Below are 16,395 nucleotides of genomic sequence, written 5' to 3' on the forward strand. Positions count from 1 at the left end.
ACTGACGTGATGATGGCAGCCCCTGGCAAGAAGACGAACTGGTTCGCGATCATCATCTCGCTGGTCGTCGTGGTCGCCGTCGTCGGCGTCGGCGCGCTCGTCGTGACGATGAACAACGCCGCGACCGCTCCCGCCGAGGCGCCCGCCGCGGGCGTCGTCAACGAGGAGACCGGGGGAGTGAGCCTCGGCGACGGGCCGAACGTCATCGAGGAGTACGTCGACTTCATGTGCCCCTTCTGCGGGGACTACTGGGCGGGCTACAGCGACTACGTGAGCGAGAAGGTGAAGTCGGGCGACGTCACGCTCGTCATCCACCCCATCTCGATCCTCGACAACGCGTCGATGGGCACGAAGTACTCCACGCGCGCCGCGAGCGCCGCGTACTGCGTCGCCGAGACGAACCCCGACGCGTTCTACGCCTACGTCGACCGCCTCTTCGAGAAGCAGCCGGCCGAGTCGACCGAGGGCCTCACCAACGACCAGCTCGTCGAGTACGCGTCGCAGGTCGGCGCGGGCGACGCCGCGTCGTGCATCCAGGGCGAGGAGTACGCCGACTACGTCGCCGAGCGGACGCCCGAGACGCCGCTCGCGGAGGGCGCCACCGGCATCTCGACGCCGACGATCGTCGTCAACGGTGAGGTCGTCTCGCTCACGCTCCAGGGCCCCGAGACCGACCTCGAGCCGCTCCTCACGAAGTAGCAGGGGAGCGCCGGGCGCGACACGCCGAGTTGCCGACACGCCCGACGTGACCTAACATAGATCTTTGGTGCCTTGCGCCTCATCTCGGCGTGTCGTCTCGACGAACCCGGCATCACCATCCAACCACCGCAGACCGACCGGTCTGCAGCTACGCGAGCGAGGATATGGCGAAGAAAGACGGAGTCATCGAGTCCGAGGGGACCATCGTCGAGGCGCTGCCGAACGCGATGTTCCGTGTCGAGCTCGACAAGCCCGCTGGGCACAAGGTGCTCGCAACGATCTCCGGGAAGATGCGGCAGAACTACATCCGCATCATCCCCGAAGACCGTGTGGTCGTGGAGCTGAGCCCCTACGACCTGACGCGCGGCCGCATCGTCTACCGCTACCGCTGACCGGTCGAGAAGTAACGACCGGCGGCCGTCGCGCGCGACGACGCCGGTACGAAGACAGCGAACAGGAAGCATCATGAAGGTCAACCCCAGCGTCAAGCCGATCTGCGACCACTGCAAGGTGATCCGCCGTCACGGCCGCGTCATGGTCATCTGCAAGAGCAACCCGCGCCACAAGCAGCGCCAGGGCTGATGCGGCGCGGCTCAATGCGACGAAGGAGCGTTGAGTCGTGACGGATCAGTCGCAGAGGCCCACAACTGAATTCAGGCAGGATCAGAACCCGCTCGGCGGGGGACACCTCGGGGCGGAGGCCCGGGCACCGATCCTGCTCCACACCTCCACAATCATCAGGAGAACCGCATGGCACGTCTTGCCGGCGTCGACATCCCGCGCGACAAGCGCGTGGTGATCGCACTCACGTACATCTACGGCGTTGGCCGTACCCGCTCGAACGAGATCCTCGCCGCCACCGGTGTCAGCCCCGACATCCGCGTGAAGGACCTCTCCGACGACCAGCTCGTCGCGCTGCGCGACTACATCGAGGGCAACTACAAGGTTGAGGGTGACCTCCGCCGCGAGGTCGCCGCCGACATCCGCCGCAAGGTCGAGATCGGCTCCTACGAGGGTCTCCGCCACCGTCGTGGTCTCCCGGTCCGCGGTCAGCGCACGAAGACCAACGCGCGTACGCGCAAGGGTCCCAAGCGCACCGTCGCCGGTAAGAAGAAGGCCCGCTAAGGCGCGCGGATAGGTTTAGGAGAAAACCATGGCTGCACCGAAGACTGCCGCGCGCAAGCCGCGCCGCAAGGAGAAGAAGAACATCGCGCTGGGCCAGGCCCACATCAAGTCGACGTTCAACAACACGATCGTCTCGATCACCGACCCGTCCGGCGCCGTGATCAGCTGGGCCTCGTCGGGTGGCGTGGGCTTCAAGGGCTCGCGCAAGTCGACGCCGTTCGCCGCCGGCCTCGCCGCCGAGTCGGCTGCGCGTCAGGCGCAGGAGCACGGCGTCAAGAAGGTCGACGTGTTCGTGAAGGGTCCGGGCTCGGGCCGCGAGACCGCGATCCGCTCGCTCCAGGCCGCCGGCCTTGAGGTCGGCTCGATCCAGGACGTGACGCCGCAGGCTCACAACGGCTGCCGTCCGCCGAAGCGTCGCCGCGTCTGAGAACGTCTTCGCCGGGGTGCTCGTTCGAGCACCCCGGCGCATTCGCCGTTCAACGCCCGGCGCGAGCTGGGTCCCGAGTACAACTCAAGACCTCTCATCATCGCAAGTGTCATATAGCGGGCACTTGATCGAAAGGAACACATAGTGCTCATCGCACAGCGTCCGACCCTCACCGAGGAGAAGATCTCCGAGTTCCGCAGCCGGTTCGTCATCGAGCCCCTGGAGCCCGGCTTCGGCTACACGATCGGCAACGCGCTCCGTCGCAGCCTCCTCTCGTCGATCCCCGGCGCGGCTGTCACGAGCATCCGCATCGACGGCGTGCTGCACGAGTTCAGCACGATCCCCGGCGTGAAGGAGGATGTCACCGAGATCATCCTCAACATCAAGCAGCTGGTCGTCTCGAGCGAGCGCGACGAGCCCATCACCGCGTACCTGCGCAAGACGGGTGCCGGCGAGGTCACGGCCGCAGACATCTCGGCCCCGGCCGGCGTCGAGGTCCACAACCCCGAGCTCGTCATCGCGACGCTCAACTCGGACGCGAAGTTCGAGCTCGAGCTCACGATCGAGCGCGGCCGCGGCTACGTGTCGGCGACGCAGAACCGCAACGAGTACGCAGAGGCGGGTCAGATCCCCGTCGACTCGATCTACTCGCCCGTCTACAAGGTCAGCTACCGCGTCGACGCCACCCGTGCCGGTGAGCGCACCGACTTCGACAAGCTGATCCTGGACGTCGAGACGAAGGCGTCGATCGCGCCCCGCGACGCCGTCGCGTCGGCCGGCCGCACGCTGGTCGAGCTGTTCGGCCTCGCTCGCGAGCTGAACGTCGAGGCCGAGGGCATCGAGATCGGCCCCGCGCCGGTCGAGACCGTCCTCTCGAACGAGCTGTCGATGCCCATCGAGGACCTCGACCTGTCGGTCCGCTCGTACAACTGCCTCAAGCGCGAGGGGATCAACACGGTCAGCGAGCTCGTCGCCCTCTCGGAGACGCAGCTCATGAACATCCGCAACTTCGGTCAGAAGTCGGTCGACGAGGTGCGCGACAAGCTCGTCTCGCTCGGTCTGTCGCTGAAGGACTCGGTGCCCGGCTTCGACGGCACCGGCTTCTACAGCGGCTACGACGAAGAGTCCCTCTGACCCGACTTCCTGTCCTGATACTGGAGTAACAAGAAATGCCCAAGCCCACGAAGGGTGCCCGCCTCGGCGGCGGCCCGGCCCACGAGCGCCTGCTTCTCGCGAACCTCGCAGCGGCTCTGTTCACCCACAAGTCGATCAAGACCACGGAGACGAAGGCGAAGCGCCTCCGCCCCCTGGCTGAGCGCCTCATCACCAAGGCCAAGCGCGGCGACCTCCACGCGCGCCGCACCGTGCTCTCCGTGATCGGTGACAAGGAAGTCGTGCACGTCCTGTTCAACGAGATCGCTCCGCTCGTCGCGGACCGCGAGGGTGGCTACACGCGCATCACCAAGGTCGGCAACCGCAAGGGCGACAACGCTCCCATGGCCGTGATCGAGCTCGTCCTCGAGCCCGTCACGCCGAAGGCGAAGACATCCGCGTCGAAGCCCGCCGCGCCGGCTGAGCCCGCCGCTCCCGTCGCCAACGCGAACGAGGACGAGGCCGCCGAGCCCGCCGAGGTCGAAGAGGCCGGCGTCGCCGCGGAGGACACCGCCGGCGAGGCTCTCGTCGACAACGAGGCATCGGACGAGGAGGCGGCCGAGGAGGCCGACGCTCCCGAGGCCGAGTCGAAGTAAGCACTTCGTGCCCGCGCAGCGCCCCGCACCGGATGGTGCGGGGCGCTTCGCTGTGCTCGGGCGGGGGATGGCCCGGGCCGGTGCGCGTAGGCTCGGAGGGTGACTGAAGCGCCCCGCATGAACGTCGAGTCGTTCAACCTCGACCACCGCATCGTGTCCGCGCCGTACGTGCGCCTCGCCGACCGCAAGCAGCTGCCGGCGGGCGACGTCATCGTGAAGTACGACGTCCGCTTCGCGCAGCCGAACGTCGCGCATCTCGAGATGCCGACCATCCACTCGATCGAGCACCTCTTCGCCGAGAAGAGCCGCAATCACTCGGATCGCGTGATCGACTTCTCGCCGATGGGGTGCCAGACCGGCTTCTACCTCATCCTTCAGGGCGAGCCCGCGTACGAGGAGGTCCTCGCGCTCGTCGAGGCGACCCTCCGAGACATCCTCGAGGCGACCGAGGTGCCCGCCGCGAACGAGACGCAGTGCGGATGGGGCGCGAACCACACCCTCGAGGGCGCCCAGAGCGCCGTCCGCGACTTCCTCGCGCAGCGCGACGCGTGGGCGACCGTCTTCGCGCCGGGCGCGAGCGCATGACGACCGTCGTCGTCCAGGTCGCGATGGACGAGGAGGCACAGCCCTTCCTCGACGCGGCCAGCGAGGTGAGCGAGCCGGTCCGCATCGCGCGCGCCGAGCACCGCGGCGTCGTCGTCGACGGCCGCACGTTCGTGCTCGTGCGCTCGGGCATCGGCATGGTCAACGCGGCGGATGCCGCGGTCGGCGCCCTGCATCGGTACGGCGACGACGTGCTCCTCGTCTCGGCCGGGTCGGCCGGTGGCCTCGCCGCCGACGTCGAGGTCGGGGACGTGTTCGTCGGGATGGACTACGTCAACGTCGAAGCGGATGCCCGTGCATTCGGCTACGAGGCGGGCCAGGTTCCGGGGATGCCCGCGAGCTACGCACCTGACCCGCTCGCCGTCGCGGCTCTCACCGCATCGGCACCGGACGGCGTGCGCGTGCGCGGCGGCGGCATCGGCTCGGGGGAGAAGTTCGTCACGGTCGAGATCGCCCATCGTCTCCGCGAGGTCTTCCCGGGCATCCACGTCGTGGACATGGAGACCGCGGCCATCGCGCAGACGGCCTTCAACCACGGCGTCCGCTTCGTGTCGGTGCGTGCGATCAGCGACCTCTGCGCCCCCGACGGCACCGAGTTCCTCACGCACGTCGATGACGCCGCGGAGCGGTCGGCGAAGGCGGTGCTCGCGGCGCTGCCGCAGCTCGTCGGTTAGGCGCCATCCGTCTAGGTCGCAGTTGTCGTCCCTATTGGCGGTTTCTGGGACGGTTTTCGCGACCTGGGCGAGGCGCCATCTGTTCGGGTCGCAGTTGTCGTCCGTATCGGCGGTTTCTGGGCCGATTTTCGCGACCTGGGCGCTAACAGCGTGGCGCCATCCGTCTGGGTCGCAGTTGTCGTCCCTATCGAGGGTTTTGGGGACGGTTTTCGCGACCTGGGCGCCAACAGCTGGGCGCCATCTGTTCGGGTCGCAGTTGTCGTCCCTATCGAGGGCTTTAGGGACGGTTTTCGCGACCTGGGCGGCCGGGTGGTGCGTGTCCCTGGCGGTGCCGCGGCCCTGGATGGACGTCGCCGGCTCCCGGCCGCGAAAGAGCGCCCGCCGCTCCCCGATATCCTGAACCGATGCGGCGCATCCGGCTCGACATCGCGTACGACGGCACGAACTTCCGAGGATGGGCCCGGCAGCCGGGCCTGCGCACCGTCCAGGGCACGCTCGAGGCGGCGCTCACGCGGATCGCGAGCTCGCCCGTGCAGCTCGTGGTCGCAGGGCGCACCGACGCCGGCGTGCACGCGACCGGGCAGGTCGCGCACGCCGACATCGACGACGTCCAGTGGGAGCGGATGACGCAGCGTCGACGCAACGCCCCCGAGGTCGACGACCCGATGGAGCCGGTCGCGCGTCGCCTCATGGGCGTGCTCGGCCAGTACTCCGATGTCGCCGTGAACCGCGTGTCGACCGCGCCCGAGGGATTCGACGCGCGCTTCTCCGCGACGTGGCGCCGCTACGCGTATCGCATCGCCGACCAGGTCGTCGGCTACGACCCCATGGAGCGCCACCGCACGACGACCGTCCGCGCGGAGCTCGACGTCGCCGCGATGGACGAGGCCGCGCGCGGACTCGTCGGACTCTGGGACTTCGCCGCGTACTGCAAGCCGCGACCCGAGGCCACGACCATCCGCACGCTCCTCGAGTTCGACTGGCGTCGTGACGACGACGGCGTGCTCGTCGCGAACGTCCGCGCCGACGCGTTCTGCCACTCGATGGTGCGCGCGCTCGTCGGCGCGTGCGTCGCTGTGGGGGAGGGCAAGCTCACCGCCGAGCACCTCCGCATCATCCGCGACGGACTCGAGCGCACGAACGAGTTCAAGGTGCTCGCCGCGCGCGGCCTCACGCTCACCGAGGTCGGCTATCCGGCCGACGACCAGCTCGCGCAGCGGGCGGAGCAGACGCGCAACCGGCGCGACGCCGACGAGGTCGGCGGCTGACGCGCGAGCGGATGGCGGCCGAGCGGATGGCGGCCGGCTCGCGTCCAGGACACGCGCGCGCAACCCATAGCATCCGCACGTTCGGCGGGCATACCGTGGGCGGCATGAGAGTCATCTCGTACAACCTCCGCAAGCACGCCGCGGCCGCGGAGCTCGAGCACCTGGTCGATCGGTGGGAGGCGAACGTCCTCTGCCTGCAGGAGGCCGACACGACCGACCTCCCCGAGCACGTCGCGGGCCTCCGACTCGCGAAGGCGACCGAGCGGAACCGGCTCGGCCTCGCGCTCTACTACCGCGAGAACATGTTCCGCCTCGAGGACGTCGTCGTGCTCTCGCTCAAGCGCTCGCTGCACGACATCCTCCTGAAGCCCGCCCACGAGCGACTCCTCGGAGCGCGGATGTTCGACATCGACGCCGGGCGTGAGGTGATCTTCGCGTCGTTCCATGCGGCTCCGCTCACCGCACTCAACTCGCTCCGGCGTCACCAGATCCGCTCGGCGCTGGGTGCGCTCCAGCGCCTTGGTCCGGGCCTCCCGACGCTCATGGTTGGCGACTACAACTACCCCGTCTTCAAGGAGCGGCTGCACGAGCGGATCAAGGGCCACGGCTACGACCTGACCCTGAGCGACGCCCGCACCTACACGCGGTATCGGTTCTTCCGGGGGCACTACGACTTCGCGACGTCCGCCGGGCTGACGATCGACGACATCACGACGCTGCCGCAGGGCGCGAGCGATCACCTGCCCATCCTCGTCAGCGCGAGCTATCGCTGACGACCGCTTTTGGCCATCCGCACCCTCATCGGTTAGGATTGCTCTTTGGTGCCCGTCTCGGGCGCCGCGAACGTGAGCCCTCCACCGCAGGTGATGGCCGGCATCGACCGGTCAAACCGCCCGGAGCGGGATTCACGAACGTCTCCGTTCGAACAGAAAGCAGCACTACTGTGACGCGCACTTACAGCCCGAAGGCCGGTGAAGCCCAGCGCGAGTGGCTCGTGATCGACGCCACCGACGTCGTTCTCGGCCGCCTGGCCTCGCACGCCGCCGCCCTCCTCCGCGGCAAGCACAAGGCGACCTTCGCTCCCCACATGGACATGGGCGACTTCGTCATCATCGTGAACGCCGACAAGGTCGCGCTCACCGGTCAGAAGCTCCAGCAGAAGAAGGCCTACCGTCACTCGGGCTTCCCGGGCGGCCTCAAGTCGGTCACCTACGCCGAGCTCCTCGAGAAGAACCCGGTTCGCGCTGTCGAGAAGGCAGTCCGCGGCATGCTCCCCAAGAACACCCTTGGTCGCGAGCAGCTCGCCAAGCTGAAGGTGTACGCCGGTGCCGAGCACCCGCACGCCGCTCAGCAGCCCAAGACGTACACCCTCGACCAGGTCGCCCAGTAAGCGGCGTTTAAGGACTTCATCGTGGCGAACGAAATCGAAAACGACATCCAGAACTACTCGACCGAGACGCCGGCGAACGACGTCGTCGTGGCCGAGCGCCCCGTCGTGAGCGTCCCCGGTGCTGCCGTGGGCCGTCGCAAGCAGGCCATCGCCCGCGTGCGCATCATCCCCGGCTCGGGCTCCTTCACGGTCAACGGCCGCACCCTCGAGGACTACTTCCCGAACAAGCTGCACCAGCAGCTCATCACGGACCCCTTCACGGTGCTCAACCTCAACGGCGCCTACGACGTGATCGCCCGCATCAACGGCGGCGGCCCCTCGGGCCAGGCCGGCGCGCTGCGCCTCGCGATCGCCCGTGCCCTCAACGAGGTCGACCGCGAGAACAACCGCCCGACCCTCAAGAAGGCCGGCTTCCTCACGCGCGACGCTCGCGTCATCGAGCGCAAGAAGGCCGGTCTCAAGAAGGCCCGCAAGGCTTCGCAGTTCTCGAAGCGCTGAGGCAGACACACTCCATGCCGCTTTTCGGCACGGACGGCGTGCGAGGGCTTGCCAACGGCACCCTCACCGCCGACCTGGCTCTCTCCCTGGCCCAGGCGACCGCGGTCGTCCTGGGCCAGGGGCGTTCCGCGGAGGCGCGCCGCGCCGCGGGCAAGCGCACCACGGCCGTCATCGGCCGCGACCCCCGCATCTCGGGCGAGTTCCTCAGCGCCGCCGTCGCGGCGGGTCTCGCGGCATCGGGCGTCGACGTCTACGACGCCGGCGTCATCCCGACGCCCGCGCTCGCCTTCCTCATCGCCGATCGCGACGCCGACTTCGGCGTCATGGTCTCGGCATCGCACAACCCCGCGCCCGACAACGGCATCAAGATCTTCGCGCGCGGCGGCGTGAAGCTGCCCGACGTCGTCGAGCAGCGGATCGAGAGCTACCTCACGCGCGACAAGCTGCTGCCGACCGGCGGCGAGGTCGGCCGCATCCGGCGCTTCTCCGACGCCGAGGACCGCTACCTCCTGCACCTGCTCGGCTCTCTTCCCGCGCGCCTCGACGGCATCCACGTCGTGCTCGACTGCGCCCACGGCGCGGCCGCCGGCGTCTCGCCCGAGGTGTTCCGCGACGCAGGCGCCCAGGTCACCGTCATCGGCGCCGACCCCGACGGGCTCAACATCAACGACGGCGTCGGATCGACGCACATCGACAAGCTCGCCGAGGCCGTCGTCGCGCACGGTGCCGACGTCGGCATCGCGCACGACGGCGACGCCGACCGCTGCCTCGCCGTGACCGCCGACGGCACGCCCGTCGACGGAGACCAGATCATGGCCATCCTCGCCGCCTCGATGCAGGAGCGCGGCATGCTCGCGCAGGACACGCTCGTCGCGACCGTGATGAGCAACCTCGGCCTGCACGTCGCGATGCGCGAGCGGGGGATCACAGTCAAGACGACCGCCGTCGGCGACCGCTATGTGCTCGAGGAGATGAACGCCGGCGGATACTCCCTCGGCGGCGAGCAGTCGGGCCACGTCATCATGAGCGACTTCGCGACGACGGGCGATGGCGTGCTCACGGGCCTGCACATCGTGGCCGAGATGGCACGTCAGGGCAAGAGCCTGGCCGAGCTCGCGTCGATCATGACGGTCTACCCGCAGGTGCTCGTCAACGTGAAGGGCGTCGACAAGACGCGCGTCGACGACGAGGTCGTGCAGGACGTCGTCCGCACGGTCGAGGCCGAGCTCGGCGACACCGGCCGCGTGCTCCTGCGCGCATCGGGTACGGAGTCGCTCGTCCGCGTGATGGTCGAGGCCGCCGACGGCGCCTCGGCCCAGCGGCACGCCGACGCGATCGCCGACGTCGTCCGGGAGCGGCTCGCGCTCTGACGCGCGGCCGCTCCCGGCGCGCGGGCCTGCCGGGGGCATCCGCCGGCGCGACTTGACGCGCGCGGCTTGCCGGGGGCGCTTGCCGCGCGCGCTCTGCGCGCTCTCTGGGCGGATGGCCGCGGCCGCCGAATCGTCGGACGTACGGTCGGCTCTCTATCCTGGAGACGATGCCCCGCTCCGAGACGCCCGAACGCCCGATGCGCACCACCTGGGTGCCGGTTCACCCCGACCTCGCGCCCACGCGTCGTTCGCTTCGCGCGCAGGCCCCGGGCCGGAGCCTGCGCCCGCTGCTCATCGGGTCGGCGGCGGCCGTCGTCCTGGCGATCGTCGTCGTCGCGCTCGTGGCGGGGCCGATGCTCGCGCGGGCGGGGGAGTCGGACCGGACCGAGCAGTACGCGAGCGCTCGTGCGGAGGCTGTCTCGGCTCGAGATGAGGCGTCTTCCGCGCGGTCCGATGTCGCCGCCGCGATCGCGACCCGCACGGAGACGGCCGAGCGGATGTCCACGGCCCTTGCAGGCGCGGAGGGGTACGCCGACGAGGCCGCGCGGTCGACCGCCGCGCAGGCGGTGGCCGCCTATGCGGACGGGCTCGGCCGACTAGAGTTGCCGTCCGAGCCGGCAGCCGTGCCCGAGACCGCGACGGTCGAGACGGATGAGGATCTCGACCGTGCCCTCACGGCCCTCGACGGGGCCGAGGCCGAAGCCGACGCGACCATTGCCGCTGTCGGCGAGGCGCGCAATCGGATGACGGAGCTCGACGCCGAGTTCTCCGCAGCGCTTGAGGCATTCCGCGGATCCCTGCTGCCTCGCGCCGAGGTCATCCTGGGGGAGAACCCCGACGCCGTCGAGGACTTCCGCGCGGCGGTCGCGTCGGCCGCGCAGAGCGCGGCTGACGCGAGCGACCCCGTCCAGTTGGAGCAGCGGCTGAAGGAGTTCGCCTCTGCGGTCGATGCGCTGCGTGCGGACCAGCATCGGGCGGCGATCGCGATCGAGCAGGAGCGCCTCGAGCAGGAGCAGCGGGAGGCGGAGGAGCGCGAGCGGCAGCAGACGCCGGTCGTGCCCGCTCCCGTGCCGACGCCGGACCCGTCGCCCGAGCCGACGCCCGAGACGAGCCCGGAGCCGACGCCCGAGCCCGAGGAGCCGACGCCGACGCCCGAAGATCCGACTCCGGAGACGCCCGCTCCCGAGACGCCCGCTCCCGACGACCCGACTCCCGAGACCCCTGCTCCCGACGCGTCGTAGCCGCTCGTTCGGGCCGAGACCTCACGTGTCTCACTTCGCGCGGTAATTCGGGGCGGAATCCCGCCGGTGGCGAGACATGCTTGTTCGGCCTTCCGTGGGGGCGGTGCTTCCGTGTCTCGGTTTCCGCGGTTATCCGGGCTCGATTCCCGCCGGTGTTGAGACATGCCGGTGCGGCGCACGGCGCGTGTCTCGGTTTCCGCGGTTATCCGGGCTCGATTCCCGCCGGTACCGAGACACGCTCGTCCGGCTGACACCCCGTGTCTCACGCCCCGCCGTTATCCGAGCCCGATTCCCGCTGGCACCGAGACACGCTCGTCCGGCGGACGCACCGTGTCTCGCTTCCCGCGGTCATCCGGGGCGGATTCCCGCCCGTACCGAGACACGCGCCAAAGGCCCCCTCGTCATATTCTCGATTCGCGGGAATAGACGCCGGAGAGGGCTGTTTCACCTGCTGTGATCGAGTTCTCGGATTCGCGCCCCGCTGCGACGCTGGATGTCCCCGCCGCCCGTGAGCGGGTGCGCGTGCGCATCCCTCTCCGGTTCCCCGACGGATACGCGACGGAGGCCGAGGTCATCACGTTCGACGGACTCGTCGACGGCCGGGAGCACCTTCTTCTCGCCCTGGGCGACTGGCGCGGGGCACTCGAGCGCGACGGTGTCGCGCCGCTCGTCCGCCCGCACAGCGAGTGCCTCACGGGCGACGTCTTCGGCTCGGAGCGCTGCGACTGCGGTCCGCAGCTGCGCGAGGCCGTCGAGCGCATCGCCGACGAGGGCGGATTCCTGCTGTACCTCCGCCAGGAGGGACGCGGCATCGGACTCTACGCGAAGCTCGATGCCTATGCGCTGCAGGACGCGGGACTCGACACCTACGAGGCGAACCTCGCGCTCGGCCACGGTGAGGATGAGCGCGACTACACCGCGGCGGCGCAGATGCTGCGCGCGGTCGGCGTCGACCGCATCCGCCTGCTGAGCAACAACCCCGACAAGGCCGCCCAGCTCGGCGCCCTCGGCGTCGGGGTCGAGGAACGCGTTCCCACGGCCGTGCACCTCTCGGCCGCGAACGCGAACTACCTGCGCACGAAGCGCGATCACACCGCGCACACGATCGATCTGCCCGCAGCCTGAGCACGGATGGCGCCGCGCCCGCACGCGTGGCGCCATCCGTGTATCGCGTTGCGAAGCGCCCCGATATGCTTCGGGGGTGAAGCGGCGGACGGCGCGATGGGGCGGAGTGCTCGCCATCTGCGGCGCGCTCGCGTTCGGCGGCGCCGCGCACGCGGACGCCCAGCCGGATGAGACCTCGGCGCCGGCGGATGTCTCGGTGCACGTCGTGATCGACGGCTCGCGCTGCGGCCCGGTCATGAGGGTTCCGGATGGCGTCGCCGAGCATGTCCGCGACCGATCGAAGGGCAAGGCGCGTCCGTTCACCGGCGGACTGCCGCCGGCAGCGGTCGCAGGCCAGTGCAAGGCCGAGCGCCTGCCCGAGGTCGTCGTCGAACGGTCTCGGGGACGCGGCGGCGCGCTCGTCACGTACTCCCTCTTCGCCTGAGCGCGGGCCGGGATCAGCCCACCGCCGTCGAGACTAGCCCTGGTCGTCGGGACCAGTGCCGGGAGCACCGGTTTCGACGACGAAAGCTAGTCTGACGAGGATGACGCCCGTCCCCGACGATCGCCTGATCTGGGTAAAGGCGGTACGGCCCGGATGGCTCGACCGACCGAAGGTGGAGGCGTGACGCCGTGGTCAGCCGACCGCGACGGAGTCGACCTCAGCGGGGACGCCGATCTCGACGCTCGGCTCCCACCCGAGGCGCCACGCGCGGACGCGGATCGGCCTGCCCGGAGGAACGGGTGCGGAGCTGAGACGCCAGTGACGGGAATCCGTCACCCCGCCGATCGCGCGAGGGAAGGCGGGTGAGCCTGACGGCTCCTCGAGTTCGTCGGTCCAGGCGACGACCGCGCCCGGTGTCTCGCAGAAGGCGACCAGCATGCCATTCACGATCGACGCTTCCGGGGTGGCGACGCGGGGAGCGCAGCCGTGAGGGCGCCACCGCTCCAACAGAGACTCCTCGGGAACGGCACCGAGGTCGCCCGTTCTCGCGAGCCAGTCGTCGAGCGCGCCTCGAAGGCGCTCCAGATCTCCGACGTAAGCGGGGTCATCGATGAGGTCTCGCGTCTCGAACGGGTCGGCCTCGACGTCATAGAGCTCCTCAGCGGGTTTGCAGGAGGCGAGTATGGCGCGCTGCAGAGGCGTGAGGATGTCGGGCTGCCGCCCTTCTGCCAGTTGGCCGGCTTCGTCGAACGCGAGGCGGCGCAACTCGGCCCACGTCTCCAGCGCATCCGGATACGCGGCGTGCTGCATCGGGGACCGGTCAGGATGAAGGTGGCGGATGTATCGGAACCGTTCGTCGCGGACCGTGCGCGAGGCGTCGACCTGCTCATCCATGCGGTCCCGGGCAGCGAACGCATAGCGAGGGCGTGCGGGCACCGTGCCATCCCGCGCGACGAGCACCCGACCGTCCAGGGTGTCCGGCACATCGATCCCTGCAGCCGCGATCAACGTCGGAGCGAGATCGAGCAGCTGGACGACGTCGGACCGTTCGGTCCGCGGTTCGACCACTCCCGGCCACCTGATGAGGAGCGGCTCCCGCACACCGCTCTCGTTCGCCCAGCGCTTGGCACGGGGCATCCCGAGTCCGTGATCGCTCCAGAAGACGACGATCGTGTCGTCAGCGAGGCCATCCGACTCCAGGTCGTCGAGGATCGTCCCGACCCAGTGATCCATCTCGGTGATCAGATCGAGGTATCGCGCCCAGGAACGTCGGAAGACAGCCGTATCGGGATAGTACGGGGGGAGCGCGACGCGCGCTGGATCGTGCCGCTGGTCATCGCGCACGTTCGTCGTCGCGGCGGCGAAAGCCTCGTCGTCGAGGTAGATCTGCGACTCGTGCGTCGTCATCCCGTGGAATGCGGCGAAGAACGGCGTCTCTGGCGATGGGCGCCCCCGCCAATGCGCTTCCGGCCCGACAGCATCGAACACCGTGGGAGGCAGCTCCATCTGGAAGTCCGTGAACCAGTTGTTCGTCGTGTAGTAGCCGGCCTCGCGCAGCAGCTGCGGGAAGAGCACGACGTCCTCGGGCGGGACGGCACTCGTCCGCATGTGCATGGTCCCGATCGCGATCGGGTATCTGCCCGTCATGATCGCCGACCGAGAGGGTGCGCAGACCGGTGCGGCCGCGAACGCGCGGTCGAACCGCGCGCCCTCGGCGGCGAGCCGATCGAGGTTGGGCGTCACAGCCTGCTCGGCTCCCGGCCAGACGCCGGCATAGGCGCCCAGGTGCGGATTGATGTCGTGTGTCGAGATGAAGACGATGTTGGGTCTGCTCATTTCACGCCCTTGATGAACTGGTTGATGACGGCACCGATGATCCCGATGATCGCGCCGCCGATGAACAGAGCGGGGTAGTTCTCCTTCCCTCCGCCGATCGCCAGGAAGAGCGGAGCGCAGACCGGAACGAGGGTCTGAGGGAGGACATTGGCGAGGTGGAGCACGCCCATGTCCTTGCCGACGTCGGCGCGTGATGGCAGAACCTCGGCGATGAGGGCGGCGTCGACAGCCAGGTACGTTCCCATCGCGAGTCCGGCGATCGCGGTGGCGATGAGGAAGACGGAAAACGACGGCGCGATGGCGGCGAGGACATGGGCGAGCGCGAGGATGATCGCGGAGATCAGGACGAAGAGCTTGCGGCGCTGGAGACGATCCGAGATCTGGCCGATGAGGAGGCTCATGATGATCGTCGCGACGGTCATCACGATCGTGTTCTGAAGCACGGCCCCGCCGATGGAGACCTCGTCGTACCCGAATCGGTCGATGAGGAAGTACACCTGGTAGCTCGCGAGTGTCATGTTGCCGAAGAACACGAGAAGTCGCGACCACCACGCGAGGGCGAAGTCGGGGGCCTTGCGGGGGTCAGTCCAGAACGCCTTGATGAAGAGGAGAAGCGAGAAACGAGGGCGGTCCGCCCGGTCCAGAACCCGGTCCTTGAGAAGGATGATCAGCGGGAGCACGGTGAGCAGCATGATCGCCCCCGGGATGAGGATGGCGAGGGTGAGGTCCGGCAGGAACAGCTGAGCGAAGTAGGCGCCGCCGACGGCGGCCAGGCTCTGCGTGATCCCGATGAGGCCGGACACCCGCCCCAGCTGCTTCGAAGGGACATGGTCGGGCAGGACCGGGTTGAGACCTGCGAGCAGCACATTGAAGGTGAGCTGGGTCGCGCCCCAGGCGAGGACGAGCATCGGCACCGAACCGGCGTAGGCGAGCAGGAAGAGGCTCGCGATACCGGTCATGAGGCCCGCGAGCAGCCAGGGCCGCCGCATGCCGAACCGACCGGTGGTGCGGTCGCTGAGCGCGCCGAAGATGTTCTGCGCGACGAGCGCGATGAAGGCCCCCACGCCGAGAACGAGCGACAGGGTTCCGGCACGCGAGTCGGGTGCGATCTGGGCGACCTTGAGCGCGAGCGTGACCTGCGTCGCGGGGAGGAGGGCCAGCCATGTCCCGAAGAAGCTCAGGAAGAGTGTGGCCTGGAATGGCCAGCGCACCGGCGCGAGCGCGATCGGCGCGTGCGTGCCGTCTGGGGACTCGAGCGCCGGGTCGACGCTGGCGGTCGGGCGAGCGGAGGAGGGCGTTTCCACGATGAAGAGACCTTTCTCTCGACGTTGAGGGTCAGGTCAGTATTGCATACTTACTTGGTATCAAGTAAGTAGTGCGAGAGCGGCACGTCTGAAGGTCGTTACCAGGTCCATCGGGACGCCGAGAAGATACTGCAGCTGCAACCCGTCAGAGAGGGCGATGAGTTCGTGCGCGCGCTGATCCGGATCGCCCGGGGCGACGCGACCCCGCTCCTGGTCCGTTTGAACAGCGCTCCTCGCCATCCGCCATGTCTCCGCGTAGCGCTCGACGAAGTACGCGTGTGCCGGATGCTGCTCATCCGTTGCCTCTGCTGCGAGCGTGACGTACAGCCGCATCAGCTCAGGCTCGGCCACATTCTGGGTCAGGAAGCTCTCGAACAGAGCCACGACTCCCTGCTCGTTCCGGATCGTGTCGAACGAGGCCGCTCGGATCTCGTTGCGATGGCGCAGTGTGGCAGCGAGCAGCGCCTCCTTCGTGCCGAAATGATGAAGCACGCCCTGCAGGCTGATCCCGACCTCTGCGGCGATGTCCTTCAGGGCGCCCTGGCGGTATCCCTGGCGCCCGAACGTTCGGATGGCGGCGTCGAGGATCTGGCGCTTGCGCTCTTCTGCGTCGATGCGTACGCGTTTCGGTGCAGGCATCCTCACATGGTTTCACAGGCGAGG

Annotated in this window: 20 protein-coding genes; 17 read left to right on the forward strand and 3 right to left on the reverse strand. The window is 68.9% G+C overall.

Annotated features, from left to right (window positions below; all coding sequences use genetic code 11):
• The first annotated feature begins 9 nt into the window (after window positions 1-9).
• From M1D46_RS06465 to M1D46_RS06545, 17 genes are all read left to right on the forward strand, one after another.
• Window positions 10-699 carry a DsbA family protein gene (locus tag M1D46_RS06465; RefSeq protein ID WP_271172366.1) on the forward strand — a complete coding sequence of 230 codons (690 nt, stop codon included), beginning with the start codon at window positions 10-12 and terminating at the stop codon, window positions 697-699.
• A gap of 164 nt (window positions 700-863) precedes the next feature.
• Window positions 864-1,091, forward strand: a complete 228-nt coding sequence (infA, locus tag M1D46_RS06470; RefSeq protein ID WP_156242004.1) for a translation initiation factor IF-1 — start codon at window positions 864-866, stop codon at window positions 1,089-1,091.
• Between the two features lie 73 nt (window positions 1,092-1,164).
• Window positions 1,165-1,281 (forward strand): 50S ribosomal protein L36, encoded by a 117-nt coding sequence (rpmJ, locus tag M1D46_RS06475; protein ID WP_005050492.1) that lies wholly within the window; start codon window positions 1,165-1,167, stop codon window positions 1,279-1,281.
• Window positions 1,282-1,449: 168 nt separating this feature from the next.
• Entirely contained in the window at window positions 1,450-1,824 is a 375-nt protein-coding gene (rpsM, locus tag M1D46_RS06480; RefSeq protein ID WP_271172365.1) for a 30S ribosomal protein S13, read from the forward strand.
• A 28-nt stretch (window positions 1,825-1,852) separates the two neighbouring features.
• Complete coding sequence (gene rpsK / locus M1D46_RS06485) at window positions 1,853-2,251, forward strand: 30S ribosomal protein S11 (RefSeq protein WP_271172364.1); 399 nt, start codon at window positions 1,853-1,855, stop codon at window positions 2,249-2,251.
• A gap of 144 nt (window positions 2,252-2,395) precedes the next feature.
• Complete coding sequence (locus tag M1D46_RS06490) at window positions 2,396-3,385, forward strand: DNA-directed RNA polymerase subunit alpha (RefSeq protein ID WP_271172363.1); 990 nt, start codon at window positions 2,396-2,398, stop codon at window positions 3,383-3,385.
• Window positions 3,386-3,420: 35 nt separating this feature from the next.
• Entirely contained in the window at window positions 3,421-3,999 is a 579-nt protein-coding gene (rplQ, locus tag M1D46_RS06495; protein WP_456284756.1) for a 50S ribosomal protein L17, read from the forward strand.
• A 117-nt stretch (window positions 4,000-4,116) separates the two neighbouring features.
• Complete coding sequence (locus M1D46_RS06500; RefSeq protein WP_271172439.1) at window positions 4,117-4,584, forward strand: S-ribosylhomocysteine lyase; 468 nt, start codon at window positions 4,117-4,119, stop codon at window positions 4,582-4,584.
• Window positions 4,581-5,276, forward strand: a complete 696-nt coding sequence (gene mtnN, locus M1D46_RS06505; protein WP_271172361.1) for a 5'-methylthioadenosine/S-adenosylhomocysteine nucleosidase — start codon at window positions 4,581-4,583, stop codon at window positions 5,274-5,276. The genes M1D46_RS06500 and mtnN overlap by 4 nt, the downstream gene beginning before the upstream one ends.
• A gap of 404 nt (window positions 5,277-5,680) precedes the next feature.
• Entirely contained in the window at window positions 5,681-6,544 is an 864-nt protein-coding gene (locus M1D46_RS06510) for a tRNA pseudouridine synthase A (RefSeq protein WP_271172360.1), read from the forward strand.
• A gap of 104 nt (window positions 6,545-6,648) precedes the next feature.
• Complete coding sequence (locus tag M1D46_RS06515; RefSeq protein ID WP_271172359.1) at window positions 6,649-7,317, forward strand: endonuclease/exonuclease/phosphatase family protein; 669 nt, start codon at window positions 6,649-6,651, stop codon at window positions 7,315-7,317.
• 170 nt (window positions 7,318-7,487) lie between these two features.
• Window positions 7,488-7,934 carry a 50S ribosomal protein L13 gene (gene rplM / locus M1D46_RS06520; protein WP_271172358.1) on the forward strand — a complete coding sequence of 149 codons (447 nt, stop codon included), beginning with the start codon at window positions 7,488-7,490 and terminating at the stop codon, window positions 7,932-7,934.
• A gap of 33 nt (window positions 7,935-7,967) precedes the next feature.
• Complete coding sequence (gene rpsI, locus M1D46_RS06525; protein WP_374727767.1) at window positions 7,968-8,432, forward strand: 30S ribosomal protein S9; 465 nt, start codon at window positions 7,968-7,970, stop codon at window positions 8,430-8,432.
• A gap of 14 nt (window positions 8,433-8,446) precedes the next feature.
• Entirely contained in the window at window positions 8,447-9,802 is a 1,356-nt protein-coding gene (gene glmM, locus M1D46_RS06530; RefSeq protein WP_324012223.1) for a phosphoglucosamine mutase, read from the forward strand.
• A gap of 167 nt (window positions 9,803-9,969) precedes the next feature.
• Window positions 9,970-11,043 carry a hypothetical protein gene (locus M1D46_RS06535; RefSeq protein ID WP_456284758.1) on the forward strand — a complete coding sequence of 358 codons (1,074 nt, stop codon included), beginning with the start codon at window positions 9,970-9,972 and terminating at the stop codon, window positions 11,041-11,043.
• Between the two features lie 528 nt (window positions 11,044-11,571).
• Window positions 11,572-12,168, forward strand: a complete 597-nt coding sequence (locus tag M1D46_RS06540) for a GTP cyclohydrolase II (protein ID WP_456285264.1) — start codon at window positions 11,572-11,574, stop codon at window positions 12,166-12,168.
• Between the two features lie 76 nt (window positions 12,169-12,244).
• The gene (locus M1D46_RS06545) at window positions 12,245-12,592 is read left to right on the forward strand and encodes a hypothetical protein (RefSeq protein ID WP_456284759.1); all 348 of its coding nucleotides are present in this window, start codon (window positions 12,245-12,247) and stop codon (window positions 12,590-12,592) included.
• Window positions 12,593-12,784: 192 nt separating this feature from the next.
• Here the strand turns inward: M1D46_RS06545 and M1D46_RS06550 are convergent, their stop codons facing one another.
• From M1D46_RS06550 to M1D46_RS06560, 3 genes are read right to left on the reverse strand one after another with little or no spacing between them, the layout of a single operon-like run.
• A complete protein-coding gene (locus tag M1D46_RS06550) occupies window positions 12,785-14,428 on the reverse strand; it encodes a sulfatase family protein (protein ID WP_456286974.1) in 1,644 nt (547 codons plus the stop codon).
• Window positions 14,425-15,732 (reverse strand): MFS transporter, encoded by a 1,308-nt coding sequence (locus tag M1D46_RS06555; protein ID WP_456284760.1) that lies wholly within the window; start codon window positions 15,730-15,732, stop codon window positions 14,425-14,427. The genes M1D46_RS06550 and M1D46_RS06555 overlap by 4 nt, the downstream gene beginning before the upstream one ends.
• A 60-nt stretch (window positions 15,733-15,792) precedes the next feature.
• Window positions 15,793-16,371, reverse strand: coding sequence for a TetR/AcrR family transcriptional regulator (locus M1D46_RS06560; protein ID WP_456284761.1), 579 nt, complete (start codon window positions 16,369-16,371; stop codon window positions 15,793-15,795).
• Window positions 16,372-16,395: the final 24 nt, after the last annotated feature.

The organism is Microbacterium sp. JZ70 (assembly GCF_053903225.1).